This is a genomic window from Roseateles sp. (assembly GCF_044373315.1).
In the GTDB taxonomy this organism is placed as follows: Bacteria; Pseudomonadota; Gammaproteobacteria; order Burkholderiales; family Burkholderiaceae_C; genus JACDQM01.
The window spans coordinates 1-24,114 of record NZ_JBILQK010000044.1 but is presented as its reverse complement, the minus strand read 5'-3'; the positions used below and the strand labels follow the sequence as shown (position 1 = coordinate 24,114).

At 66.3% G+C, this 24,114-nt stretch carries 24 protein-coding genes and 1 riboswitch; of the genes, 13 read left to right on the top strand and 11 right to left on the bottom strand.

Going from position 1 to position 24,114, the window contains the following annotated elements; all coding sequences use genetic code 11:
• Window positions 1-46: 46 nt before the first annotated feature.
• Genes ACIQ67_RS11755 through dapF form a run of 3 tightly spaced genes read right to left on the bottom strand, consistent with a single transcriptional unit; the run spans window position 47 to window position 2,518 of the window.
• Window positions 47-973, bottom strand: coding sequence for a tyrosine recombinase XerC (locus tag ACIQ67_RS11755; RefSeq protein WP_397534554.1), 927 nt, complete (start codon window positions 971-973; stop codon window positions 47-49).
• Complete coding sequence (locus ACIQ67_RS11750) at window positions 957-1,664, bottom strand: DUF484 family protein (RefSeq protein WP_397534553.1); 708 nt, start codon at window positions 1,662-1,664, stop codon at window positions 957-959. The genes ACIQ67_RS11755 and ACIQ67_RS11750 overlap by 17 nt, the downstream gene beginning before the upstream one ends.
• On the bottom strand, window positions 1,661-2,518 hold the full coding sequence (gene dapF, locus ACIQ67_RS11745; protein ID WP_397534552.1) for a diaminopimelate epimerase: 858 nt from the start codon (window positions 2,516-2,518) through the stop codon (window positions 1,661-1,663). Before dapF ends, ACIQ67_RS11750 begins: the two co-directional genes overlap by 4 nt.
• An 88-nt stretch (window positions 2,519-2,606) precedes the next feature.
• On the opposite strand from dapF, the gene ACIQ67_RS11740 reads away from it, so the two are divergent.
• On the top strand, window positions 2,607-4,319 hold the full coding sequence (locus tag ACIQ67_RS11740) for a PAS domain S-box protein (protein WP_397534551.1): 1,713 nt from the start codon (window positions 2,607-2,609) through the stop codon (window positions 4,317-4,319).
• Here ACIQ67_RS11740 and ACIQ67_RS11735 read toward each other — a convergent pair.
• Together ACIQ67_RS11735 and ACIQ67_RS11730 are read right to left on the bottom strand one after the other, a co-directional pair.
• Window positions 4,282-5,106: a lipid A biosynthesis acyltransferase gene (locus tag ACIQ67_RS11735; RefSeq protein WP_397534550.1), complete on the bottom strand. Its 825-nt coding sequence runs from the start codon at window positions 5,104-5,106 to the stop codon at window positions 4,282-4,284. The genes ACIQ67_RS11740 and ACIQ67_RS11735 overlap by 38 nt on opposite strands.
• Window positions 5,107-5,180: 74 nt before the next feature.
• Entirely contained in the window at window positions 5,181-6,068 is an 888-nt protein-coding gene (locus ACIQ67_RS11730; protein ID WP_397534549.1) for a lysophospholipid acyltransferase family protein, read from the bottom strand.
• A gap of 176 nt (window positions 6,069-6,244) precedes the next feature.
• On the opposite strand from ACIQ67_RS11730, the gene metK reads away from it, so the two are divergent.
• Both metK and ACIQ67_RS11720 read left to right on the top strand, forming a co-directional pair.
• A complete protein-coding gene (metK, locus tag ACIQ67_RS11725; protein WP_397534548.1) occupies window positions 6,245-7,426 on the top strand; it encodes a methionine adenosyltransferase in 1,182 nt (393 codons plus the stop codon).
• Between the two features lie 328 nt (window positions 7,427-7,754).
• Window positions 7,755-8,759: a diguanylate cyclase domain-containing protein gene (locus tag ACIQ67_RS11720; RefSeq protein WP_397534547.1), complete on the top strand. Its 1,005-nt coding sequence runs from the start codon at window positions 7,755-7,757 to the stop codon at window positions 8,757-8,759.
• Window positions 8,760-8,780: 21 nt separating this feature from the next.
• Here ACIQ67_RS11720 and ACIQ67_RS11715 read toward each other — a convergent pair whose 3' ends face one another.
• Both ACIQ67_RS11715 and ACIQ67_RS11710 read right to left on the bottom strand, forming a co-directional pair.
• On the bottom strand, window positions 8,781-9,158 hold the full coding sequence (locus ACIQ67_RS11715; RefSeq protein WP_397534546.1) for a response regulator: 378 nt from the start codon (window positions 9,156-9,158) through the stop codon (window positions 8,781-8,783).
• Between the two features lie 73 nt (window positions 9,159-9,231).
• Window positions 9,232-10,197, bottom strand: coding sequence for a chemotaxis protein CheX (locus ACIQ67_RS11710; RefSeq protein ID WP_397534545.1), 966 nt, complete (start codon window positions 10,195-10,197; stop codon window positions 9,232-9,234).
• Between the two features lie 184 nt (window positions 10,198-10,381).
• Here ACIQ67_RS11710 and ACIQ67_RS11705 point away from each other — a divergent pair, with 184 nt between their 5' ends.
• From ACIQ67_RS11705 to ACIQ67_RS11695, 3 genes are read left to right on the top strand one after another with little or no spacing between them, the layout of a single operon-like run.
• Window positions 10,382-11,422 (top strand): diguanylate cyclase domain-containing protein, encoded by a 1,041-nt coding sequence (locus ACIQ67_RS11705; RefSeq protein WP_397534544.1) that lies wholly within the window; start codon window positions 10,382-10,384, stop codon window positions 11,420-11,422.
• Between the two features lie 53 nt (window positions 11,423-11,475).
• Window positions 11,476-13,734, top strand: a complete 2,259-nt coding sequence (locus tag ACIQ67_RS11700) for an ATP-binding protein (RefSeq protein ID WP_397534543.1) — start codon at window positions 11,476-11,478, stop codon at window positions 13,732-13,734.
• Complete coding sequence (locus ACIQ67_RS11695; protein ID WP_397534542.1) at window positions 13,731-14,600, top strand: phosphate/phosphite/phosphonate ABC transporter substrate-binding protein; 870 nt, start codon at window positions 13,731-13,733, stop codon at window positions 14,598-14,600. Before ACIQ67_RS11700 ends, ACIQ67_RS11695 begins: the two co-directional genes overlap by 4 nt.
• Here ACIQ67_RS11695 and ACIQ67_RS11690 read toward each other — a convergent pair.
• Complete coding sequence (locus tag ACIQ67_RS11690; RefSeq protein ID WP_397534541.1) at window positions 14,574-15,368, bottom strand: HAD-IIB family hydrolase; 795 nt, start codon at window positions 15,366-15,368, stop codon at window positions 14,574-14,576. The two genes, ACIQ67_RS11695 and ACIQ67_RS11690, sit on opposite strands and share 27 nt — an antisense overlap.
• Window positions 15,369-15,440: 72 nt before the next feature.
• A riboswitch (S-adenosyl-L-homocysteine riboswitch) is annotated at window positions 15,441-15,532 on the top strand.
• 90 nt (window positions 15,533-15,622) lie between these two features.
• Between ACIQ67_RS11690 and ahcY the strand changes: the two genes are divergently transcribed.
• From ahcY to ACIQ67_RS11665, 5 genes are all read left to right on the top strand, one after another.
• Complete coding sequence (ahcY, locus tag ACIQ67_RS11685) at window positions 15,623-17,056, top strand: adenosylhomocysteinase (RefSeq protein ID WP_397534540.1); 1,434 nt, start codon at window positions 15,623-15,625, stop codon at window positions 17,054-17,056.
• A 147-nt stretch (window positions 17,057-17,203) separates the two neighbouring features.
• Window positions 17,204-17,974, top strand: a complete 771-nt coding sequence (locus ACIQ67_RS11680; protein ID WP_397534539.1) for a TlyA family RNA methyltransferase — start codon at window positions 17,204-17,206, stop codon at window positions 17,972-17,974.
• Complete coding sequence (gene metF / locus ACIQ67_RS11675) at window positions 17,971-18,813, top strand: methylenetetrahydrofolate reductase [NAD(P)H] (RefSeq protein WP_397534538.1); 843 nt, start codon at window positions 17,971-17,973, stop codon at window positions 18,811-18,813. Before ACIQ67_RS11680 ends, metF begins: the two co-directional genes overlap by 4 nt.
• A gap of 137 nt (window positions 18,814-18,950) precedes the next feature.
• Entirely contained in the window at window positions 18,951-19,565 is a 615-nt protein-coding gene (locus tag ACIQ67_RS11670; protein ID WP_397534537.1) for an OmpW family protein, read from the top strand.
• A 370-nt stretch (window positions 19,566-19,935) separates the two neighbouring features.
• Window positions 19,936-20,514 carry a proprotein convertase P-domain-containing protein gene (locus ACIQ67_RS11665; RefSeq protein ID WP_397534536.1) on the top strand — a complete coding sequence of 193 codons (579 nt, stop codon included), beginning with the start codon at window positions 19,936-19,938 and terminating at the stop codon, window positions 20,512-20,514.
• Window positions 20,515-20,613: 99 nt separating this feature from the next.
• Here ACIQ67_RS11665 and pepQ read toward each other — a convergent pair whose 3' ends face one another.
• Window positions 20,614-21,930, bottom strand: coding sequence for a Xaa-Pro dipeptidase (gene pepQ / locus ACIQ67_RS11660; protein WP_397534535.1), 1,317 nt, complete (start codon window positions 21,928-21,930; stop codon window positions 20,614-20,616).
• A gap of 20 nt (window positions 21,931-21,950) precedes the next feature.
• Complete coding sequence (locus tag ACIQ67_RS11655) at window positions 21,951-22,538, bottom strand: 5-formyltetrahydrofolate cyclo-ligase (RefSeq protein ID WP_397534534.1); 588 nt, start codon at window positions 22,536-22,538, stop codon at window positions 21,951-21,953.
• Window positions 22,539-22,585: 47 nt separating this feature from the next.
• Between ACIQ67_RS11655 and ACIQ67_RS11650 the strand changes: the two genes are divergently transcribed.
• Window positions 22,586-22,972, top strand: coding sequence for a TfoX/Sxy family protein (locus tag ACIQ67_RS11650; protein ID WP_397534533.1), 387 nt, complete (start codon window positions 22,586-22,588; stop codon window positions 22,970-22,972).
• On the opposite strand, the gene ACIQ67_RS11645 is transcribed toward ACIQ67_RS11650, so the two are convergent.
• A complete protein-coding gene (locus ACIQ67_RS11645; protein WP_397534532.1) occupies window positions 22,923-23,258 on the bottom strand; it encodes a DUF2917 domain-containing protein in 336 nt (111 codons plus the stop codon). The two genes, ACIQ67_RS11650 and ACIQ67_RS11645, sit on opposite strands and share 50 nt — an antisense overlap.
• A 112-nt stretch (window positions 23,259-23,370) precedes the next feature.
• On the opposite strand from ACIQ67_RS11645, the gene ACIQ67_RS11640 reads away from it, so the two are divergent.
• On the top strand, window positions 23,371-24,114 hold a 744-nt coding region (locus tag ACIQ67_RS11640), incomplete at its 3' end, for a LysR family transcriptional regulator (RefSeq protein WP_397534531.1).

Sequence of the window (24,114 nt, the reverse complement as noted above, 5' to 3'; positions counted from 1 at the left end):
TATCAGTCTTGCGGCCCCGCCAAGGCAGGCGCAGGCCGGGCGTGGTTCATTTCTTCTTGGCGCGTGGGTGGGCCGCGTCGTAGACCTTGGCGAGATGCTGGTAATCCAGCTTCGTATAGACCTGCGTGGTCGCGATATGCGCATGGCCCAGCAACTCCTGCACGCCACGCAGGTCGCCGCTGGATTGCAGCAGGTGCGAGGCAAAGGAATGGCGCAGCATGTGCGGATGCACATGGCTGGGCATGCCGGCCCGCAGCGCGCGCTGCTTCAGCGCCACTCGCACCTGCCCATCCGAGATGCGCGCGCCGCGCGCGCCGACGAACAGCGCCGGCTCATCCGCCCGCGCCAGCTCGGGCCGCAAGGCCAGCCAGGCCTGCAGCGCCGCCAGCGCCGCCGAGCCCACCGGCACGCTGCGGCGCTTGCCGCCCTTGCCCAGCACCTGCGCCTCGCCGGATTGCTGGTCAACCCAGCCGCGCGCCGTGCCGCTGGCCTGCGCGTCCAGGCCCACCAGCTCGGCCACACGCAGGCCGCAGCCGTAGAGAAGTTCAACGATGCAGCGGTCGCGTGCCTCGATGCGGGCATCGCCGCTGTCGTACTTGAAGTCAGCCAGCTGCACCGCGTCGTCGGCCGAAAGGGCCTTGGGCAGCGGCTTGGCCGCCTTGGGCGCACGCAGGCCGGCGATCGGGTTCTGCGTCACCAGGCCTTCGCGGCCCAGCCATTGATAGAAGCCGCGCCAGGCTGACAACAGAAGCGCCAGCGTGCGCGGACCCAGGCCTTCGCCGTGCGTGGCCGCCAGCCAGCGGCGCGCCTGGGCGGCCTGCAGCTGGCGCAACGCCACGCCGTCGCGCTCGGCCAGCTGCTGCAGGCGCAGCAGTGCATCGGTATAGAGCGTCAGCGTACGCGCGGCCAGGCGGCGCTGCACGCGCAGATAGTCCAGGTAGCGGGCGAGATCGCCCTCAGGCGCCAGCGCCATCGCCTGCGCCCGGCAGCAGACGCGCCAGGCCCGCGCTGGCGATCTCGCCGATGCGGGCCAGGAACTCGGTGCCCATCTCAGCGGTGTAGCGCGTCGGGTCCGGCGAGCCCAGCACCAGCAGGCCAAAGCTAGTGCCGCCATGCTTGAGCGGAATCAGCGCCAGAGAAGCCATGTCTTGATCACCGCCCAGCCAGTTGGCCGCTTCGAAGCCCGAGTTCACTCCGCAATAGGGCTGCGACAGGCTGCCGGCAAAGCTGCGCACGTCGGCGCTGCAGGCCTGCGCGAAGTCGGCTTGCGCATGCGCCTCGCCCACGCCCCACAGGCGCAAGCCGGCGGCCGGGATCATGAACTGGTGGCGCAACTCGCGCGCCAGCACCTCGGGCACGGCGGCGGCGTCCTGGGTCAGCATCAGCGCCAGGGTCCAGCGGTGCAAGCGATCGGCGATGGCGACGTTCTCCTGGCCGTTGCGGATCATCTCGATGATCTTGAACTCCAGGCCCTTGATCTTCTCGCGCAGCATCTCGGCCTGGCGCTCCTGCAGCGACACGGTGCGCTGGTTGTGCGGATGGCTCAGCTGCACATTGGCCAGCAGCTCGGCGTGGCGCTCGAAGAAGCTCGGGTTGTTGAGCAGGAAGTCGGCGATGTCCTGCTCGGTGATGCCCTCGGTGCCCGGGTTGCCTTGGTTGCTCACAGCGTGATCTCTCCATCAAAAACAGTTTGTGCCGGCCCGGTCATCAGCACCGGCGCGTCCAGGCCGCGGCTCAGGCCCGGCCACTCGATCGTCAACAGTCCGCCGCGCGCCTGCACATCGACGCGCTCGTCCAGCCAGCCCAGGCGGATGCCGGCCACCACAGCCGCACAGGCACCGGTACCGCAGGCCAGGGTTTCGCCCGCGCCGCGCTCGAACACGCGCAGCTTCACATGGCCGCGGTCCAGCACCTGCAGAAAGCCGGCGTTGACGCGGCGCGCAAAGCGCGCATGGTTCTCGACGCGCGGCCCCAGCGTCAGCACCGGCGCGGTGTCCACATCAGCCACGCGCTGCACCGCATGCGGATTGCCCATCGACAGTATCGCCAGCTCGCAATGCAGATCGGCCAGCGGCCACAGCTCGAATGCATTCACCAGCCTGGGGGTCAGGCCTTGCGCGTCGAACGGCACCTTGTCCAGCGCAAAGACCGGCGCGCCCATGTCCACGGTGACTCGGCCGTCGTCACGCAGATGCAGCTCCAGCAAGGCGTTGACGGTGCGCACAGTGATGCTGCGTTTGGCTGACAGGCCCTTGTCGGCCACATAGCGCACGAAGCAGCGCGCGCCGTTGCCGCAGTGCTCAACCTCATCGCCGTCGTTGTTGAAGATGCGGTAGCCGAAGTCCACGCCCGGTTCCGCACTCTTCTCGATCACCAGAATCTGGTCGCAGCCCACGCCGAAGCGGCGGTCGCCCAGCTGGCGCATCTGCTCGGGGCTCAAGCTCAGGGGCTGCTGGGTGGCATCGATCACGACGAAGTCGTTGCCCGCCCCTTGCATCTTGGTGAAGCGCAGGTTCATGTCCCTATTATCGGGCCTCCGATGCGCTGCCCGCGCTGCAAGTCAGCAGTACCATCGAAGCGGCAGACCATGCCCAACCTGCACACTCATGGCCGCGTTCACCCGTCTCATCCCCGCAGCGCTCAGACGCTGGTTGCTGACGCAGCTGGATGATTCGAGGGCAGATCGATTCGCCCGCGCCTTTCACGCCAGCCCGGACTGGATCGTCATCACACGACTGAGCGACGGGCTGATCATCGAGGCTAATCAGGGCTTCCAGAACATCAGCGGCTATGCGCCCGCCGAGGTGGTCGGCCACCTGATGTCGGAGTTCAAGGTCTGGGTCCATGCCGAGCAACGCAAGCTGCTGATCGAAGAGATGTACCGCGACGGCACTGCGCGTGACCGGCTGGTGCAACTGCGCCGCCGCGATGGCGGCGTGCGGGACTGCATGGTGAACTGCACCTTGATCGCGCTCAGCGGCCGCGGCTACGACCATGCCGTCTGGATCGCCCGCGACATGACCGAGCAGAACGCCATCCACGAACAGTTCCGGGTGGCCTTCAAACTGATGCCCGAGCTGATGTCGATCTCGCGCCTGAGCGACGGCTGCTACATCGAGGTCAACGACGCGTTTGAACGCATCACCGGGCTCAGCCGCGAGGAGGTCATCGGCCGCACCTCGCTCGAGCTCAACATCTGGCATGACCTCAGCCAGCGCGAATCCCTGGTGCAGCAGGTGCTGTCCAGCGGCGGCGCCAGCGACCACTTCATGCTGCTGAATGCAAGCCAAGGCCAGGTGCGCGAGGTACTGCTGAATGCCGCCAGCTTCGAAGCCCGTGGCGAACACTTACTGATCGTGCTGGCCCGGGACGTGACTGAGGTGCGGCGCGCGCAGCACGAGATCGAGGACCTGAATGCGCAACTGGAGCAACGCGTTGAGCAGCGCACGGCCGACCTGCAGAGCGCCAACCAGGAATTGAGCCGCACGCTGATCGATTTGCGGCTGGCACAAAAGCATCTGGTCATGTCGGAGAAGCTGGCCGCTTTGGGCGCACTGGTGGCCGGCGTGGCCCATGAACTGAACACGCCAATCGGCAACAGCCTGACCGTCGCCAGCACGCTGGAAGACCGCGTGCAGCAGCTGGCCCGTCAGGCCGAACAAGGCATGCGCCGCAGCACCTTGACGCAGTTCCTGAGCGATGCGGCGCAAAGCACCGAGATCCTGCTGCGCAATCTGGACCGGGCCAGCGACCTCGTCATGAGCTTCAAGCAGGTGGCGGTGGACCAGACCAGCTCGCAGCGCCGCCAGTTCCAGCTAGCGGACCTGGTGGGAGAAATCCTGCTGACGCTTTCACCCAGCCTGCGCAAATCGGGTTGCCGGGTACTGCAGCACATCGATCCGGCGCTGCGCCTGGACAGTTATCCGGGACCGCTCGGCCAGGCGCTGACCAATCTGATCAACAACGCCATGCTGCATGGCTTCGCGGAAGGGCTAGCGGGCACCATCACGATCGCGGCGCAGGCGCTGGATGCACAGACGCTGCGCCTGAGCGTGAGCGACGACGGCTGCGGCATCCGTCCGGATGACCTGAATCACGTCTTCGAGCCCTTCTTCACGACCCGGCTGGGCACCGGCGGTTCGGGCCTGGGCCTGCACATCACGCACAACATCGTCACCAGCGTGCTGGGCGGCCAGATCGAGCTCAGCAGCACGCTCGGCGCGGGCTCAAGCTTCACGCTGTCCCTGCCGCTGCAGGCGCCGCAGAACGAAGGGCCCGAACTCAGTACACCGAGGGCTCGCCCGCCGGACGGGTCTTGAATCGTTTGTGGACCCAGAGGTACTGGGCCGGGCATTCGCGGATGCGCGCCTCCAGCCATTGGTTCAGCAGCCGCGCGTCCGCCACCGGATCGCCACTCGGATAGCCGGCCAGCGGCTCACAGGCCTCGATCTCGTAGCCCTGCCCGCCCGGCAGCATCTTGATGAGCAGCGGCTGCACCACCATGCCCATGGTGCTGGCGATGCGCGACGGCGCCAGCAGCGTGCAGGCGGGCACGCCGAAGAAGGGCACGAAGGCCGAGTCCTTCTCGCCGAAATCCATGTCTGGCGCATTCATGAAGGCATAGCCCTGCTTGATCAGGCGCAGCACCGGCCGGATGCCATCGTGCCGATCGACCAAAGCCACCTTGCCAAAGCGCGCCCGCCCGGCCAGCAGGCGGGCGTCGAACACCGCGTTGCTCTGCGCCTGGTAGACATCGACGCCCGGGGTCGACTGGTTGAGCATGGTGGCCGGCGCAGACCATTCGAGGCCGACGAAATGCGGCAGCAGCCACATTACCGGCGCCTCGCTCTGCTCGGCCAGCTTGATATTGCCCTTGATGCGCATCAGCCGCTGCAGACGCTCGGCCGACGCAAACCACAGCAGGCTGCGCTCCAGCAGGCTGCGCCCCAGCCAGGCGAAGTGTTCGCGCGCCAGCTCACGCCGCCAGGTGATCGGTTGCTCGGGAAAGCACAGCTCGATATTGCGCAAGGCCACACGGCGGCGGCGGCGCGCCAAGGCCCACAGCAGCGCACCCAGGGCCCGGCCGAGCGCGGCCAGAAGCGGCATCGGCAGCAAGTGAAGCAGCCACAGCAGCCCGATGAAGAGGTGAGACGCTGCGCGCTTCAGAAGCCCTCCCACCGTCACGACTCCTGCCGCCCGGCTGCAGCACCGGGGCCCTGGCCCAGGTCGAGGCCACGCGGGCTCTTGTAGCGGTGGTAGCCCCACAGGTACTGCTGGGGCGACAAGCGGATCAGTTCTTCCATGGCCTGGTTGATGAGCGTGGCGGCAGATTCTGGCGTGGAATCGGCCGGCACCTGGGGCCCGGGTCGCACGCGCACCACATAGCCACGCCCGTGCGGCAGGCGTTCACCCCAGATCAGCAGAATCGGCGCCCCGCTTTGCTGACTGAGCTTGGCCGCCAGCGTCATCGTGTAGGCCGGCTGACCAAAGAACGGCGCCCACACGCCCAGCCCTTCCGGCGGCACCTGATCCGGCAGCAGCCCGATCACCTGGCCTTGACGCAACGCGCGCAGCATCTGGCGCACGCCGGCCAGGCTGGCAGGCGCCGTCGCCAGGCCTGGCCGCTCGCGCGAGCCGTCCACCAGCGCGCGCATCCAGGCCTTGCGGGCCGGACGGAACAGCACGGTGATCGGCGTGCGCGCGCCGAAGATCTCGGCATAGGCCTGGGCCGTCACTTCAAAGCAGCCCAGGTGCGGCGTCAGCAGCAGCAGCCCGCGCCCTTGCGCCAAGGCGGCCTCAACCAGGCCATCGTCTTCCCAGCGCACGCGCTGGCCCAAGGGCTGGTCCTTGGGTCGCAACCACATCCACGGCAGCTCGGCCAGCATGCGCCCGGCGTGGGCGATGGCCGGGCGCGCCAAGGGCCAGGCCAGGCCGGCCGTCTGCACATTGGCACGAAAGCGCCGCCGATAGGTGGGCGACGCCCACCAGGTCAGCCAGCCGATGAGGGCTCCAAGACCATGCAGCAGCCACAGGGGACTGCGGGACATCAGGCGCAAGAGCGAGATCATGTTTCTATAATTGGCGCATCGCCGAGTTAATTTGGACAACTTGCGGGGCGATGCGGCTGTTTATCGAGTCATCGAAACGCCGCCGGGCTGTCATGCTCAACAAATGCCGCTAAAGCGTTCGCCGCGTCTCCTGACAGCCCGGCAACGCCGACCGACTGACTATTTAGGAGCACCCAGTGGCGAGCGATTTTCTCTTTACTTCCGAATCAGTTTCCGAAGGACACCCCGACAAGGTGGCCGATCAGATCTCGGATGCCATTCTCGACGCAATCCTGGCCCAGGACCCGGTGTCCCGTGTCGCGGCTGAAACACTGACCAACACCGGCCTGGTCGTGCTGGCCGGTGAGATCACCACGCAAGCCAATGTCGATTACATCCAGGTGGCACGCGACACCATCAAGCGCATCGGCTATGACAACACCGAGTACGGCATCGACTACAAGGGCTGCGCGGTGCTGGTGGCCTATGACAAGCAATCCAATGACATCGCCCAGGGCGTGGACCGCGCCAGCGACGACTACCTGAACACCGGCGCCGGCGACCAGGGCCTGATGTTCGGCTACGCCTGCGACGAGACCCCCGAACTGATGCCGGCGCCGATCTATTACGCGCACCGTCTGGTGGAGCGCCAAGCGCAGATGCGCAAGGACGGCCGCCTGCCCTTCCTGCGCCCCGACGCCAAGAGCCAGGTCACGCTGCGCTATGTGGACGGCAAGCCGCACTCGATCGACACCGTCGTGCTGTCGACCCAGCACGCGCCGGAGATGAGCCTGGGTGACAAGATGACGCCCGAGTTCTACGAGGCGGTGCGTGAGGAGATCATCAAGCCTGTGCTGCCCAAGGAGTGGCTGACGGCCGACACCAAGTACCTGATCAACCCGACTGGCCGTTTCGTCATCGGCGGCCCGCAGGGTGACTGCGGCCTGACCGGCCGCAAGATCATCGTCGACACCTATGGCGGCGCCTGCCCGCACGGCGGCGGCGCCTTCTCGGGCAAGGACCCGACCAAGGTGGACCGCTCGGCCGCCTATGCCGCCCGCTATGTGGCCAAGAACATCGTGGCCGCCGGCCTGGCCAAGCAGTGCCAGATCCAGGTCGCCTACGCGATCGGCGTGGCGCGCCCGATGAACGTGACGGTCTACACCGAAGGCACCGGCGTGATCTCGGACGACAAGATCGCCGCCTTGGTCAACGAGCATTTCGACCTCCGTCCCAAAGGCATCATCCAGATGCTGGACCTGCTGCGCCCGATCTACTCCAAGACCGCAGCCTACGGCCACTTCGGTCGCGAAGAGCCCGAGTTCACCTGGGAGCGAACGGACAAGGCGGCCGCGCTGCGTGCAGCGGCGGGGCTGTAAGACCGGCATCCGCTCAGCGGATCGGCAGCCTTGCGGCGAAGGCTAACTTGGCATCCGCCAAGTTAAGGCCCGCCAGGGCCGGCCGATGCCACAAAGCCCAAGCACTGCGTACAACGGCGGTGCTGTAGGCCAGGCGTCTGCGTCAGCAAACCTTGGGCTTTAGGGCGCAGCTCATGTCGCAGCGACTTGATCACAACAGATCAAGGAACGGACAAGGCGGCTGCGCAAGGCGCAGCTGTCGGCGTTCGAGTCCGCCCAACAGCGAGCCCCACTTCCGGACACAGTCCTGCCAGGCACCTCGGCTGCAAGGCTCGGTGCGAAAGTTGAGATGAATTCCAGAGCAGAGTCTGCCCTCACCGTGCTGATCGTTGACGATCAGAGCACCACCCGCGTGGCCGTCACCGCCGAGCTCGACCGCGTCGGCCACCGCGTCATCGAAGCCGACAGTGCCGAATGGGGGCTGGAGCTGTTCAAGCGCCACCGCCCGGACCTGGTGCTGCTGGACATCGAGATGCCTGGCCACGACGGCTATTGGGCTGCCCGCGCCATGCGCGCGGCAGAGCCCGGCGGCTGGACGCCCATCATCTTTCTGTCGCAACGCGATCAGGCCGAGGACATCTGGCAAGGCATCGAGGCAGGTGGCGACGACTACCTGGTCCGCCCCGTCTCCACGATGACCTTGGTGGCCAAGTTGCGCGCCATGCAAAGGCTGCTGCGCATGCGGCGCGAACTGGTCCGGGTGTCGGACGAGTTGATCGCCGCGAATGCGCAACTCACCGAACTGTCACGCCAGGACGGGCTGACCGGCCTGATGAACCGGCGGGCCCTAGACGAGCGGCTGCAGGTCGAGATCGCCGATGCGCGCCGCCATGGCACACCGCTCACGGTGGTGCTGTGCGACGTCGACCACTTCAAACGCTACAACGACAGCCTGGGGCATCTTGCTGGAGACGATTGCCTGCGCAGCATCGCCAAGCTGCTGCAAGCGAGCTGTCTGCGCCCGAGAGACTTTGCCGCGCGCTACGGCGGCGAGGAGTTCGCGCTGGTGCTGCCGGAAACACCGCGCTCCGGCGCGATGACTTACACCCGCGCGCTGCTGCGGGCCGTCGAGCGCGCTGCCATGCCGCATCCCGACTCCGATGTCGGGCCCTACATCACGGTTTCTGGCGGCATCACCACCTGCGTGCCCGACGAAGGCACCAACGCCCAGGACTTGCTGTTGCGGGCCGACGATGCCCTCTACACCGCAAAGATGCGCGGGCGCCAGCGTTTCTTCAGCTACGAGATGCAGATGGACACGCTGGAGCAGCGTGGCTTGCTGCGCGGCGCCTGACTCTGGCGACTCTGACAGGCCTCAACCCGGCGCGAGGCCGCACAGCTTCTTCAGCGGCCCCAGGACCACATCGCCCCGGAACGGCTTGACGATCCAGCCGGTCACGCCGATCGCGCGGCCGCGCTCGCGCATCTCGACGTTGTCCTCGGTGGTGAGCATAACGATGCGAACCTCCTGGTTGCCCAGTTCGGAGCGGATCTTCTCAGCCATCGTCAGCCCGTCCATATTGGGCATGTTGATATCACTCAGGACCAACCGGATTCCAGGATCCTGGCGCAGCTGCGCCAGCCCATCACGACCATCGGTGGCCACCGCCACCTCAAAACCGTTCTTGCTCAGGAAGCTGGCCACGATCTCTCGCATGGTGCTCGAGTCGTCGACCACAAGAACATTCGCCATCAGTACTTCTCCTCGGACAGGCGCGAATTCAATCGATCAGTCAGTCAGTCAGGTTCGCTGGAGTATCGGCGACTCAGAACAGCTCCAGCTCACCGGTGTCGCCCTTTTCAGGCGGCGCGGCTGCGAACTCGGCGAACTCCTCCGGTGACCAATGCAGATTGAAGATCAGGCGCTGAACGATCACCAGCGGCGGCATGCCCGGCCGCCTCGGATCGGCCAACTGGTAGCGGATGCACAGCTGAGGATCCTGCGAGCCGAAGGAGATGTACTTCTGCTCGTGGTTGATGACGATGGGCACCTGGGTCTGCTGGCTGGTGAAGGCGCGCGGCGGAATGAAACGGTTCTTGAACGCGCCCCAGATCAGGTTGGTCGTCTCGCCCAGTAGATTGTTCAGCTCGCGGAAATTCAGGTCGCCGCCCACGCCCTCGAAACCGAAGCCCTGGATCATGCCTTGGCGCAGTGCATGCTCCTCGGTCTGCAGCATCATGTAGCCGCGACACCAGGTGCTTTCCAGCGCGATCAAGGTCGAGACTTGGCCAAAGATGATCCGGTCATGAACGACAAAGGGTGACTCCGCCGTCACCTTGGCATGCGGAAACATCGAGCGGATGGCCGAGCTGGTCAGATCCATCACGCCGTCCACCAGCGCCGTGGGATAACGCAGGCTGAAGATGCTGCGCTCGACATTGGCGCGCAGCTGCTCGGTATCGCCGGTGACCCAGGCGTGCCGCACCGCCTCCTGCTCTGCCTCGCTGAGGGCGCGTGAACTGGTTCGGCGCAGGAAGATCGGCAGCTCAGGGCGCAGCTTGTGGATCTGGCGGGCCAGCCCCAGGCTGTCCGGCCCGTCGCAGGGCAGGTCCTCCGCCAGCAGCACGCCACCCAGATCCTTGTGCTGGCCCAGCGTCGGCAGCGCGTCCAGCGCGGTGCGCGGCATGGCATTCAGCCCGACCTCGGCGCAGAAGTCCATCAGGCACTGGTACTGGATCGGGTCATGCTCGAGCAGCAAGACCTTGGCTTCGAGATGAGTGGTTTCTGTCATGTGGTGTTCAAGGCCGCCGCCCTGCTCCTTGCAACCCGCACAAGCCGGGCCATGGCAGGGTATCGGCATCCTTGAGGAAATCTGTAGCGGCAAGCGACGAAGGGAAGACTCTCCGCACAAACCCTGTGCGGCAGCGGCCGAGACTCCAGATAATGGGCCCGCCCTCCACCGTTGTGCCACACGCATGGAACTGCCTGCCGCCCTTCCCCCTTTGCAGGTTCTGGTCGTCGACGATCAAGCCTCGGCGCGTCAGGTGCTGGTCGCCCAGCTCGCCGCCAGCGGCCATCAGGTGCTGGAGGCCGATGGGGCCGAGCAGGCACTGCAGTTGTTCGGCGCCGCCAAGCCCGACCTGGTGCTGCTGGACGTGGAGATGCCCGAACGCGACGGCTACTGGGTGGCCAGCCATATGCGGGCTGCGGAGGCGGGCGGGTGGACGCCCATCATCTTTCTGTCCAGCCGCGATCAGGATCAGGATCTTTGGCTGGGCATCGAATCCGGCGGTGACGACTACCTGGTCAAACCGGTCTCGGCCACGGTGCTGCAGGCCAAGCTGCGGGCCATGCAGCGCCTGCGCCGCATCCAGGGCCGCTTGATCGAGCTGTCGGAAGAGTTGCGGCTGGCCAATGAGCAGCTTAGCCGGCTCAGCCACGAAGATTCCCTCACCGGGCTGCCGAATCGCCGTGCCTTCGACCACCGCCTGCAGCAGGAAATCGCCAGCGCCAGGCGCGAGCAGCAGCCGCTGACCCTGGTGCTGTGCGACGTCGATTACTTCAAGAGCTACAACGACAGCCTGGGGCATGTGGAAGGCGACGCCTGCCTGCAACGTGTCGGGCGCCTGCTGCAGCAGACCTGCCGCCGCCCCCGGGACAGCGCCGCGCGCTACGGCGGCGAAGAGTTCGCCTTGATTCTTCCGGGTACGCCACGCGCCGGCGCCATGATGTTCGCGCGCGCGGTGCTGCGCACACTGAGCCTCAGTGCGCCCTTGCACCCGGCCTCGCCACTGGCGCCCCATGTGACGATCTCAGGCGGCATCACCACCTGCACGCCGGACGACAGCACCACGGTCGAAGGCTTGCTGCGGCGTGCTGACGATGCGCTCTACACCGCCAAATCCCGGGGGCGCAACCGCTTCTTCAGCTTCGAGATGCAGATGGACACGCTGGAACAGCGCCCGGCCCAAGCCAGTCCGCATCAGCCGGCGCAAACGGAGCAGCCGGATGCCTGAACCCGTTCGCGCCGCCCCCAAACCAGTCTGAATCAGTGGATCGATCCCCCGTCTTGACCAACAGTCTGCGTTCACAGTATTTCCTCGGCAGCGTCATCACCTTGATGCTGATGCTCGCCCTACTCTTGTGGAACGCCGAGAGCCAGATGCAGCGCACGCTGGAGGAGCGCTTCGGCGCCGAGCTGGATCTGGCCGCACCGCTGCTGGCCGCTGCCGCCGCACCGCTGCTGGCCGAGCGCGACCATGCCGGTGCGCGCGATCTGCTGCGACACAGCGCCAACGCCTCCCACCTGGTGTTTGCCGAACTGTTCGATGCACGAGGGCTGTCGGTGGCCCGCGTCGGGCTCAGCCCCGAGGGCAACCCGGCGGTGCGCAGCACGCGCCGGGATATCGTGCTGGCCGGGCAAAGACTCGGGGAGCTGCGTCTGGGCATCGATGCTTCGGCCTTGCAAAAGAGCCAGCAGGACCTGTGGCGCAACAGCCTGCTCATCGGCGCCGGGGTGCTGGCCCTCGGGCTGGCGCTGCTGGCCGGCTGGACGGCCTGGATCAGCGCCCATCTGCGTCGGTTGGCCGAGGCCAGCCAGCGCGTGGCAGCCGGGCACTACGAGCAAGTGCTGCCCGGCAGCCGTGTTCTCGAGCTCAGCCTGGTTGCGGACGCATTCAACCGCATGTCTGCGGCCATCCGCGACAAGATTGCGGCCTTGCGGGACAGCGAGCAGCAGCAGCGCTCCCTGGTGGCCTCGATGTCGGGCGGGCTGCTGGTCTGCGACAAGCAGGGGCGCATCCGCGAATGCAATGAGGCTGCGCGCCGCCTGCTGGCTCTGGGCCCGGTGTCCATCGGCGCGGACCTGGCGCCGCTGCTGCAGCGGCAGATCGAGCTCTCGGCTGACGACCAGCCCTGGACGCGCGCGCTGCGCTCGGGCGAGCCGCTGCGCGAGGTGCTGCTGGCCTGCCGCTCCGACGACGGTTCAGAGCGCTGGCTCAGCGTCAACGCCGAGCCGCGGTTTGCGCCCGGCTCCAGCAGCCCGGACGGCGTGGTCTGCAGCATCAGCGATGTGAGCCGACATGTGCAGGGCGAGCAGGCCCTGCGTGCGCTCAACGCCGAACTGGAAACCCGCGTGCTTCAGCGCACGCATGAGTTGCAGGTGGCGCGCGACGCTGCCGAGCGCGCCAGCCAGGCGAAGTCGCAGTTCCTGTCGCGCATGAGCCATGAATTGCGCACGCCGCTCAACGCCATTCTCGGCTTCGCGCAGCTGCTGGGCATGTCCAAGGAGCGGCTGCGCAGCAGCGAGACCGAGAAGATCGTGCAGATCGAGCGGGCGGGCTGGCTCCTGCTGGAACTGATCGACGATGTGCTGGACCTCTCCCGCATCGAGGCGGGCGAAATGAGCACGCGGCCCGAAGCGCTGGATGTGCTGGAACTGGTGGGCGAGACCACGCAGATGCTGGCCTCGCTGGCCAGCCAGCAGGGCGTGCGCGTCAGAATCGAACCCGCCGTTTCGCACTGGGCCCGCGCCGACCGCAAGCGGCTCAAGCAGGTGCTGAACAACCTGCTGTCCAATGCCATCAAGTACAACCGCCGCGGTGGCCGGGTGACAGTGTCCGTCAGCGCCAGCGAGAGTGGCGAAGTCCGGGTCACTGTCACCGACACGGGCCGCGGCATGACAGCAACCGAGCTCGAGCAGCTGTACAAGCCCTTCGTGCGCTTCGAGAAGACCGATGACATGACGCCCGGCACAGGCATCGGCCTGGTGATCACGCGGCGCCTGATCGAATTGATGGGCGGCCGAATCGAGGTCAGCTCGACCGCGGGCCAGGGTTCGGTGTTCAGCATCTGGCTGCCCGCCTGTGCGGCACCCGATTCAGCCACCCTGCTGCCACAAAGCCTGCAGCGCACGGCAGCAGGGCTGCTGCGCCCGCGCCGCTTGCTCTACATCGAGGACAACCCGGCTAACGCGGAACTGCTGCGCGGCCTGCTTGAGCAAGAGCCCGCCTACGCACTGAGCCTCGCCGCCAACGCGGAGCGCGGGCTGGAACTGCTGCGCTCGCTGCGCCCCCACCTGCTGCTGGTCGATATCGATCTGCCCGACATTAGCGGCCTGGAGGTCTGCCGCCGCGTGCGGGCCGACCCGCGCACCGCTAAGCTTCCACTGATCGCGCTGAGCGCCAATGCAATGGCAGAAGACATCCAGCAGGCACTGGACGCTGGTTTCGATCGTTATCACACCAAGCCGCTGAATTTCCAGGCGCTACTCAAGGACGTGGACGAACTTCTGAACCGACCGGCACCCAGACTTGCTGCACCCCCATGAACCCCACCCGACGAAACTTGTGCGCCGGCGGCGCTGCCCTGCTCCACACGCCCTGGCTGCTGGCGCAAGCGCCGGCCGAGCCCCTCATCACCATTGGTCTGGCTCCCTTCCTGACGACAGCCGCGATGCTGAGCGCCTTCCGGCCGCTGCGCGAGCATCTGGCCCGGCAACTGCAGCACAAAGTGGAGCTCTACACCGCCAAAGACTTCGTTGACCTGCTGAATCAGACCCGCGCTGGCGCCCACGACCTGAGCTATCTGCCCTCGCATCTGGCAGGTCTGGCCATCAATGAGTGGGGCTTTCATGCGATCGCTGGCACGCTAAGCCGCACACCGGTGCTGCTGCTGGTGCGCAGCCAGGGCGATCTGCGCTCGCCGGCTGATTTGCGGGGTCGCAAGATCGGCTCACTCGGCCAGCTCTCGCTGAGTGCAGCCGTAGGCAGCCTGTGGCTGCAGCAGAACCAGCTGAGACCAGGCCGCGATGTGCAGCTGGTCCCGCAGACCTCGATCAACAGCGCCATGATCAGCCTGGAGCGCGGCGACGTCGATGCCGTGTTCGCCGCTCGCAGCCAGATCGACCTGCTGCCGGCCGATAATTCTCGCGGCCATGGCACGATGGCCGAGGTGGGCAGCATCGAGGCCCCCATTTTCGTGGCCCAGCCGCGCCTCGCGGCCGACCGCGTGGCACGGCTGCGCGAGGCCATGCTGTCCTTCGTTCCTGATCCCACACGGCCGGGTGCCGCAGGCAACACCCAGCTCTATCGCATCGATGCCGCCATCCTCAAGCGGCTGGCGCTGCTGCGCGAGATCGCGCTGGAACAGCTGCGCGAGGCAGGTCTGTCAGGCAGCAGCGCCAGCCCGCGCTGACAACAAGACCCGTGCCAGCTCTGCAAAGCCCTGGCCGCGCTCGCCGCGCGTGACGTAGCTCGGCAGCGCCTGCAGTTGCGGCACGAAGCGCGCGATATTGGCCACGCCCACCGACAGCGGCATGCGCGCGAACATCTGCTGGTCGTTGGTCGAGTCGCCCACATAGACCCACTCACTGGCATCGAAGGCCTGGCCCAGCGCGGCATGCACGGCCCAATGCGCCGCTGTCCACTTGTTGTGCTCGCCGATCCAGCCGTTGATGTGGATGGAGCTGACGGTGGCGCGCAGCCCATGCTCTCGCATCATCGCGCAGACCTGCTCGATCTGCTGCGCATCCAGGTGCGCATGCTCGCTGTGGTCGATGGCGATATCGGTCAGGCGGCCGGCACTGTCGGTGGCCAGCGTGGCGCCCGGCACACGCGCCAGCACATCGGCGGCACAGGCCTGCAGGCGGGCGAAGTTGGCGGTGCGGGTGGCCTCGTCCTGGCAGAAGTCGCGCTGCAGCCGGCCCTGCAGATTGCGCAGCATCACCGCCCCGTTCTCCGCCACGATGGCCGCCACCGGCCAGTCCATCGCGAAGGCCTCGCTCCAGCCGGACGGGCGACCGGTGATGGCGATCACCGGCACGCCGGCCGCCTGCAGATCATGCAGAGACTGCAAGGTCTCGGCCGGCAGGCCGGCGTGGCCGATCAGGGTGTCGTCGATGTCGGTGAGCACGCCGAACAGGCGGGCCAGGGATTCGCGGGGGCAGAGTTCAAGCGCTTGCATGGGCCGAGATTGTCCGCAATCCCGGCGCTGCTCTCGCCATCACGCCAATCGATGATCCGACTACAATGCTGACATTCCGAGGAGCGTTGCAACCTCTGCACTGAGGCCAGGCTCGGAACAAGCTCTGTGATTCACAGGCCTCGTCGCAACTGCGCTCACCCGCTGAAGTCCTGCGTGGGTGAGAGTTTGAATCCCCCCCTTTCTCTCCTGCGCCAGACGGCAGCGGCTTCAAGAATGTGTTGAAGGAGCCTGCAATGAACGCCGTTAAGAAGACCCTGGCCGCTGACCAGTACAAGATTGCCGACCTGTCCCTGGCCGCCTGGGGCCGCAAGGAACTGAGCATCGCCGAGAGCGAGATGCCCGCGCTGATGGCGATCCGCCGCGAATACGCTGCGAGCCAGCCCCTCAAGGGCGCGCGCATCACCGGTTCGTTGCACATGACTATCCAGACTGGCGTGCTGGTCGAAACCCTCCAAGCGCTGGGTGCCGAAGTGCGCTGGGCCTCGTGCAATATCTTCTCCACCCAGGACCATGCCGCCGCCGCGCTGGTGGCCGAAGGCACGCCGGTGTTCGCCTACAAGGGTGAGACGCTGGAAGACTACTGGGACTACACCCACCGCATCTTCGAATTCGCCGCCAAGGGAGAGCCGGGCGAAGGCCCGAACATGATTCTGGACGACGGCGGCGATGCCACGCTGCTGATGCATCTGGGCCAGAAGGCCGAGAAAGACCTGAGCGTGCTGGCCAAGCCGGGCAGCGAGGAAGAGCGCATCCTGTTCGCCGCGATCAAGGCCAAGATCGCCCAGGACTCGACCTGGTACACCCGCAAGAGCGCCGAGATCATCGGCGTGACCGAAGAAACCACCACCGGCGTGCTGCGCCTGAACGAAATGGCGGCCAAGGGCGGTCTGCTGTTCCGTGCCATCAACGTCAACGACTCGGTGACCAAGAGCAAGTTCGACAACCTCTACGGTTGCCGCGAATCGCTGGTCGACGCGATCAAGCGCGCCACCGATGTGATGGTGGCCGGCAAGATCGCCGTCGTGGCCGGCTATGGCGACGTGGGCAAGGGCTCGGCCCAGGCGCTGCGCGCGCTCTCGGCCCAGGTGTGGGTGACCGAGATCGACCCAATCTGCGCACTGCAGGCCGCGATGGAAGGCTATCGCGTCGTGACGATGGAATACGCCGCCGACAAGGCTGACATCTTCGTCAGCGCCACCGGCAACAAGAACGTGATCCGCTACGAGCACATGGCGGCGATGAAGAACAACGCCATCGTCTGCAATATCGGCCACTTCGACAACGAGATCGACGTCGCGTCGCTGGACAAGTGCGAGTGGGACGAGATCAAGCCGCAGGTCGACCATGTGATCTTCCCGTCCGGCCGTCGCATCATCCTGCTGGCCAAGGGCCGTCTGGTGAACCTGGGCTGCGGCACCGGCCACCCGAGCTATGTGATGTCGAGTTCCTTCGCGAACCAGACCATCGCGCAGATTGAGCTGTATGCCCACAAGGACGCGTATGACATCGGCAAGGTCTATGTGCTGCCCAAGCACCTGGACGAGAAGGTGGCACGCCTGCAGCTGGTGACGCTGAATGCGCAGCTCAGCGAGCTGAGCGAGGAGCAGGCGGCCTACATCGGCGTGCCGAAGACCGGCCCATTCAAGTCCGCCACCTACCGCTATTGATCGCGGCGGGCTACTGCGCGCCTGCCATGCGTCGTTGCGGGTCCTTCCTCAGATCCTCACGTAGCCCTGCTACGTTCCGGTCTGCGGATCCGCCCGCGCCTAGCCTGACAGGCGCTAGCTACGCCCGGAAGCACCGAACCATTCCCGATGCGCGCTGACCAACTGCTCGTAGCCCACAAGCTCGCCCCGACGCGTTCGGCCGCCCAGCGGCTGATCGACAACGGTGCGGCCGAGTGGGCCTCGCCCACCGGCTGGGCGCGGGTGCGCAAATCTGGCGAAGACCTGCCGCTGACCGCGCAGTTCCGCATCACCGATGACGCGGAGTTGCGCTTTGTCTCGCGCGGCGGGCTCAAGCTCGAAGGCGCCTTGAAGCACTGCGGCCTGTCGGTCGCCGGGTTCACGGCGCTGGACATGGGACAGAGCACCGGCGGGTTCAGCGACTGCCTGCTGAAGAGCGGCGCGGCGCGCGTGGTTGGTGTGGACGTGGGTCATGGCCAGCTGCATGCCAGTCTGAGCAGCGACAGCCGCATCACCGCGCTGGAAGGTCTGCATGTGCGCGAGTTGATCGGCTCGGCGCTCGAGGGCCACAAGCCCGAAGGCGGCTTCGACCTGATCGTCGGCGACCTGAGCTTCATCTCGATGCTGGGCGCCCTGCCCCATCTCAAGCCCTGGCTCAAGGCTGGGGGCCAGGTCTTGCTGCTGGTGAAGCCGCAGTTCGAGCTGGGGCCCAAGGCCGTCGGCCGCGGCGGACTGGTGAAGGACAGCGGCCTCTACCCGCAGCTGCAGGCGCAAGCCCGCGAGGCCTGCGCCGCGCTGGGCTGGGCGGCGCGCGACTACTTTCAAAGCCCCATCACCGGCGGTGATGGCAATACCGAGTTCTTTCTGTGGGCCCAGGCCCCGGAGCAATCATCACCATGACCACGAACCAGAAGACGCCCGTGAGCTTCGAGTTCTTCCCGCCCAACACACCGGTGGGCGCGGAGAAGCTCAAGACCGTGGTGCAGGAGCTCTCCAGCCTGCAGCCCCAATACTTCAGCGTCACCTATGGCGCTGGCGGATCGACCCGCGACAAGACGCTGGCCACGGTCAGCCAGATCGCTTCGATGGGCTTCGAGGCCGCGCCGCACCTGAGTTGCGTCGGCTCGACGCGCGAGAACATCGCCGAGATCCTGGCCACCTATCGCGCGCAGAACATCCGCCGCGTGGTGGCGCTGCGTGGCGACCTGCCCAGCGGCACGGCAACGGCGGGCGAGTTCCGCTATGCGGCCGAACTGGTGCGCTTCATTCGCGAGACGCAAGGCGCGGACTGGAAGATAGAGGTCGCGGCCTATCCCGAGTACCACCCGCAGCAGCGCTATGCCGCCAAGGATCTGCAGCACTTCGCCGACAAGATGGCCGCAGGCGCGAGCGCGGCGATCACGCAGTTCTTCTTCAACCCCGACGCCTATTTCCACTTTGTCGACGAGGCGCGCAAGCTGGGCGTCATTCAGCCCATCGTGCCGGGCATCATGCCCTTCCACAACTATGCGCGCATCGCGCAGTTCGCCGCACGCGACGGCATCGAGATTCCACGCTGGGTGGCGCTGAAGATGGAAGGCTATATGGACGACGCCGCATCGATCCGCGCCTTCGGCCTGGACGTGATGACACGCGTCTGCGAGCGCCTGATCGCCGGCGGCGCACCGGGCATCCACTTCTACACGCTGAATCAGTCAGCGCTGACGCTCGAGTTGTGCAAACGCCTCAGTCTGGGCTGACTTGTTGACCCAACTCAATGCCGCCAGGCCCTCCCCGGAGGGCCTTGTTTGCATTTGCGTCAGATCAAGGGTTTACCCCTGAGAGACTCGTCCAATCACTGCATCGGGAACGTTCCCGCACAACTGGAGTGATTGAGATGTCGAAGAAGATGATTGCCACCACCCTTGCCGCTGCTGCCATGGCTCTGAGCGCTGTTGCCGCTCATGCTACAGAGGGCCCGTGGCTGGTGCGCGCCCGTGCCGTCAACCTGGATTCGGCCAACAAGGACACGACAGGCCTGGGCCTGTCGGTCAACAACAAGGTCATCCCTGAAGTCGACATCAGCTACTTCATCACGCCGAACATCGCGGCCGAGCTGATCCTGACCTATCCGCAGAAGCATGACCTGAAGTCCAAGGGCACCAAGATCGGCTCGCTCAAGCACCTGCCCCCGACGCTGAGCCTGCAGTACCACTTCGCACCGACCGCCAGCTTCCGTCCTTATGTGGGCGTGGGCGTGAACTACACCCACTTCTCCAGCGTCGAGTTCGCTCCCGCCGTCGTGGCCGCACTCAAGCCCAGCATCAAGAGCGACAGCTATGGCCTGAGCGTGCAAGCCGGCGCCGACTTTGAAGTCGCCAAGAACCTGTACCTGAACGTGGACATCAAGAAGGTGCAGATCGGCACCAAGGTCTATTCCGCCGGCGCAGAAGCTGGCAAGTTCAAGGTCGACCCGCTGCTGGTCGGCATCGGCCTGGGCATGCGCTTCTAAGCAAGCCCGAAGCTGGCAAGATCTGCCAGCCGAAACCTGAGAGTCGTGATCGAAGAAGCCGCCGGGGCTGCCTCCGGCGGCTTCTTCTTTTGGATGGCTTCACTCAGCGTTCTGCAAGAAATGCCGTCAGCTACCAAGGCAGTGCGGCTCAGGCCACAACGGCGTCGGAGTTCTTGACAGTCCGCTTGGCGCACTGGAAAGACGCTGCGTGAACTATTCACGCCGCGCCTTTGCAGGCTGTTGTCAGCCCGGCACTTCCGAGAATCGGGGGGGGTGGATGGCATGGAGTCTGCCTTTGTAGGAGGGAACTGCCCGCGGGAGGATCGCTGGCGGATTCAACAACACCTCAACACATCAATTCCAACATCCCATGAAACTGAAAGCCGCTGCCCTCGCCCTGGCCTCTGCACTGTCCCTCGTGTCCGGCACCGCGAATGCCGCCCTCGTCACCAGCACCAATGTGCCGGTCACCATCTGCGACCTGTGCACCGTCAGCTCCACCCTGAACTTCGGCAGTCGCCTCACGCTGACGGACGTGAATGTCCGTTTGACGCTGACCCACAGCTGGGTGAATGATCTGCTCATCACGCTGATCAGCCCGCGCGGCACGTCGGTCGTCTTGAGCAACAACCGCGGCGGTAGCGGCGACAACTTCAGCAACACCCTGTTCGACGATGAAGCTGCGAGCGCCATTGCCACGGGCAGCGCCCCGTTCAACGGCAGCTTCCGCCCCGATGGTTTGCTATCCGCCTTCGACGGCCAGGACGCTTTCGGCACCTGGACCTTGCGCATCGCTGATCAGGTCGCGCGCGACAGCGGGAGCCTCAACAGCTGGGGCCTGGAGCTGACCGGCGCCACCAACAACAATGTGCCGGAGCCCACCTCGCTGGCGCTGAGTGCACTGGCCCTGGCAGGCCTGGCAGCGGCTCGCCGCCGTCGCGCGGCCTGAGGCCGTCCGTGGCTGCAGAGCAGCCATAAGCAATGGGCGCCATTTGGCGCCCATTTTTTCATTCTTGCCTTTCTACGCCGGCACTGGGCCGTGCCCGGCTCAGCCCAGAGCCGCGAACGCGTCGCGTGTCAGGTTCTCCGGCGCGCCGTCCGCGCGGCAGACCACATCGTCCTCGATGCGCACGCCACCGAAGCGCGCCAGGCGCTCGACCAGCGGCCAGTTCACCGCAGCGCCCTGCGGCGTGGCGCGCAGCTTGTTCAGCAGCGTCGGGATGAAGTAGAGCCCGGGCTCGATGGTCACCACCATGCCGGGAGCCAGGGCCCGCGTCAGGCGCAGATAGGGATGGCCCTCGGGCTTGGGCGACGGCGTGCCGCTTTCGTCCGCCATGAAGCCACCGATGTCGTGCACCTGCAACCCCAGCAGATGGCCGATGCCATGCGGGAAGAAGGTGGCAGTGATGCGTTCGGCCACCAGCGCCTCTTCACTCAGGCCCTGCACGATGCCCAGCGCTCGCAGCACGCGCGCGGTGCGACGATGCGCGCTCAGATGGATGTCGCGGTAGTCGACGCCCTTGCGCACCTCGTCCACCAGACCCAGCTGCTCCCGCTCCATCGCCGCCAGCAGCGCATCGAACTCTGCGCTGCCGCCGGCGCTCCAGGTGCGGGTGATGTCGCTCGCATAGCCATTGACCTGCGCGCCCGCATCGATCAGCAGCGCGCGGCTCTCCGCAGGCGCCACCGCATCCTGGTACTGGTAGTGCAGCACCGCGCCATGCTCGTTGAGCGCCACGATATTGGTATAGGGCAGATCGCGGTCGGTGTGGCCGCAGGCGGCCAGATAGGCGCGATGGATCTCGAGCTCTGACGCGCCGGCCAGAAAGGCCTGGCGCGCAGCCAGGTGGGCCGGCGCAGCGCGACGCGAAGCCGCGCGCATCTGCTCCAGCTCATGCTCGGTCTTGCAGGCGCGCTGGTAGTGCAGCAGGTTCAGCAGCGCTTCAGGGTTGTTGGGCTGCAGGCCCTCCAGTGCGGCATCGGCCTCGCCAATGATGGCCAGGCGCCCATCCACCTGCATATGCTGGCGCGCCTGCGCCGGCTCGCTGATGACGATGATCTCGAAGTGGGCCACCCACTCGCCACTCGGGTCACTGGGCGGCACATGCCAGTAGTCGTCGGGCTGGTAGTACACCAGGCGCGGCCTGTGGCCCGGGCGGATCAGCAGCCAGCTGTGCGGATGCGCGGTCAGCGGCAGCCAGTGCTTGAAATGCGGATTGGGCTGAAACAGATAGGGCCGGTCGTCGAGGAAGGCGAACTTCTCGATGCCGCTGGCAATCGCCAGCGCGTCAAAACCGCTGCGGGCCAGCGCGTCTTCGCTGCGGCGCTGCAGCTCGGCCAGGTGTCGGGCGTAGAGGGTGCTCATGGGGGTGGATTCTTGCAGGCCTAGCCGTTCACATCCCAGACCACACCTTCTTCGGTGATCATCGCGTCCAGCGGCACATCGTGGGGCTCGGCCTTGAGAAGCGGCAGAAAGCCATGCGCATAGCCCAGGCCGGCGGTGGCGGGTCGCGGCTTCAGCCCGGCCAGCGTGCGGTCCATGAAGCCGCCGCCATAGCCCAGGCGCAGGCCCTGCGGACCGTAGCCCACGCAGGGCACCAGCAGCAGCTGCGGCTCGAAGACTTCGGTGTCCTTGGGCTTCGGGATGCCGTAAGCGTCTTCTTCCATCGGACAGCCCGGATACCAGACATGGAAGGTCAGCGTGCCATGGGTCTTGTCGACCACGGGCAGGCCGATCTTGCGGCTCGGTCGGTCGGCATCCTGCGCCTCGCTCCAACGGTACAGCGCCGGCAAGGGATCGAACTCACCCTTGATCGGCCAGTAGGCGCCGATGGTCAGCTCCGGGCGGCGCACCAGCCAGACGCGCAGCACGCTTTGCAGCTGCTCGGCCAGGCTCAGGCGGTCGGGCAGATTCAGGCGCGCCTGAATCAATTTGTGGCGCAGCGCGGCGCGGTCATTGCTCAACAGGTCCAAGGCGAACTCCAATGGCGAGACCCTGCCATTGTCATAGAGTCCGGCCCATGGTCAGCCCAAATGAATTCACCCGGCATTGCTGCGAACTGCTGGCGCCGCTGGGACTGGTGCGGGCGCGCCGCATGTTCGGTGGCCACGGCCTGTACGTCGATGACTTGTTCGTCGCCCTGCTGGCGGACGAGCAGCTGTGGCTGAAGAGCGATGCGCTCAGCCGCCCGAGCTTCGAGGCCGCCGGCTGCCCGCCTTTTCGCTACCAGCGCCAGGGCGAGTGGGCGCAGCTGGGCTTTTACCGCCCGCCGGAAGAGGCCATGGACTCACCTGCGCTGATGCAGCCCTGGGCGCGACTGTCGCTGCAAGCAGCGCTGCGCGCCCACAGCAAGAAACTCAGCAAGCCGGCGCGGCCGCCAGCGTCGAAGCGCCGGCCGCAGATCTGAGACCCTGCAGCTGGCGCAGCAGCCGCGGGCAGGCGCTTGGCGGCACCAGCAGCTGAAAACCGGCCGGCGCCTTCCAAGCCTCGATAACAAGCTCACTGCCGCGCGCCAAAGCCAGACGCTGGCCCGGCTGCAGCCAGATGTCCTGGCTGGCATGCGCGGTCGCCGCCGACACAGTCAGCCACAGCTGGCCCTCGACCACCTGCAACTCGCGCGGGCCACTGTCCAGCTTCAGACGCAGGGCCTGACGGGCCTCTACGCGCCACAATGATTGCTGCGATTCGCTCATGACAGTCCTCCCTTTCCATCGCCTCGAAATGGCGGCGACACAGAGGCAATACTAGGGATCACCCGGAGAGTCGTCCAATGAGATGCACGCGGCCGATTGATACCATCCGCGCATGAATCAACTGCGCCAACGTCCGCTTGCCGTAGGCCCGCTGCGGGCCTTCGAGGCGGTCGCGCGCCTGCTGAGTTTTCGCGCGGCCGCCGAGGAACTGCACCTGACACAGTCGGCCATCAGCCGCCAGATCCAGGCGCTGGAGCAGGAAATCGGCTGCAGCCTGTTCCAGCGCGGCACACGCAGCGTGGCCCTCACCTCGGACGGCGCCGTGCTGCTGGCCAGCGTGCCCGGCGTGCTGGACCGGCTGGACGCCACGGTGCGCCAGATCCGCCAGAGCCGCGGCCGGCGGGTGGTGACGGTTAGCACCTTCGCCTCCTTCGCCTCCTTGTGGCTGATCCCGCGGCTGGAAGCCTTTCAGCAGGAGCACCCCGACATCGACATCCGCGTCTCGGCGCATGACGGCATCGTCGACCTGGCCGATGGCGAGATCGACCTGGCGCTGCGCTATGTGCAGCCCGGCCCGGCCTCGCTGGGCGGCGAGCGCCTGTTCGGCGAGACGCTGACTCCGGTCGTCAGCCCCTGGCTGCTGCGCCAGAGCCAGGCGGGCGAGGCTGCGCCCTTGAACAAGCCCGCGGACCTGGCCGGCCACACGCTGGCAGAAGAGGACGATCAACGCCCCGGCGCGCGCTACCTGACCTGGCGCCGCTGGCTCAGCGAGCAAGGCCAGCCGCAGCTGCAGCCGCGCCGCTGGATGTATCTGAACTTCACTTATCAGCAGGTGCAGGCCGCCCTGGGCGGCCAG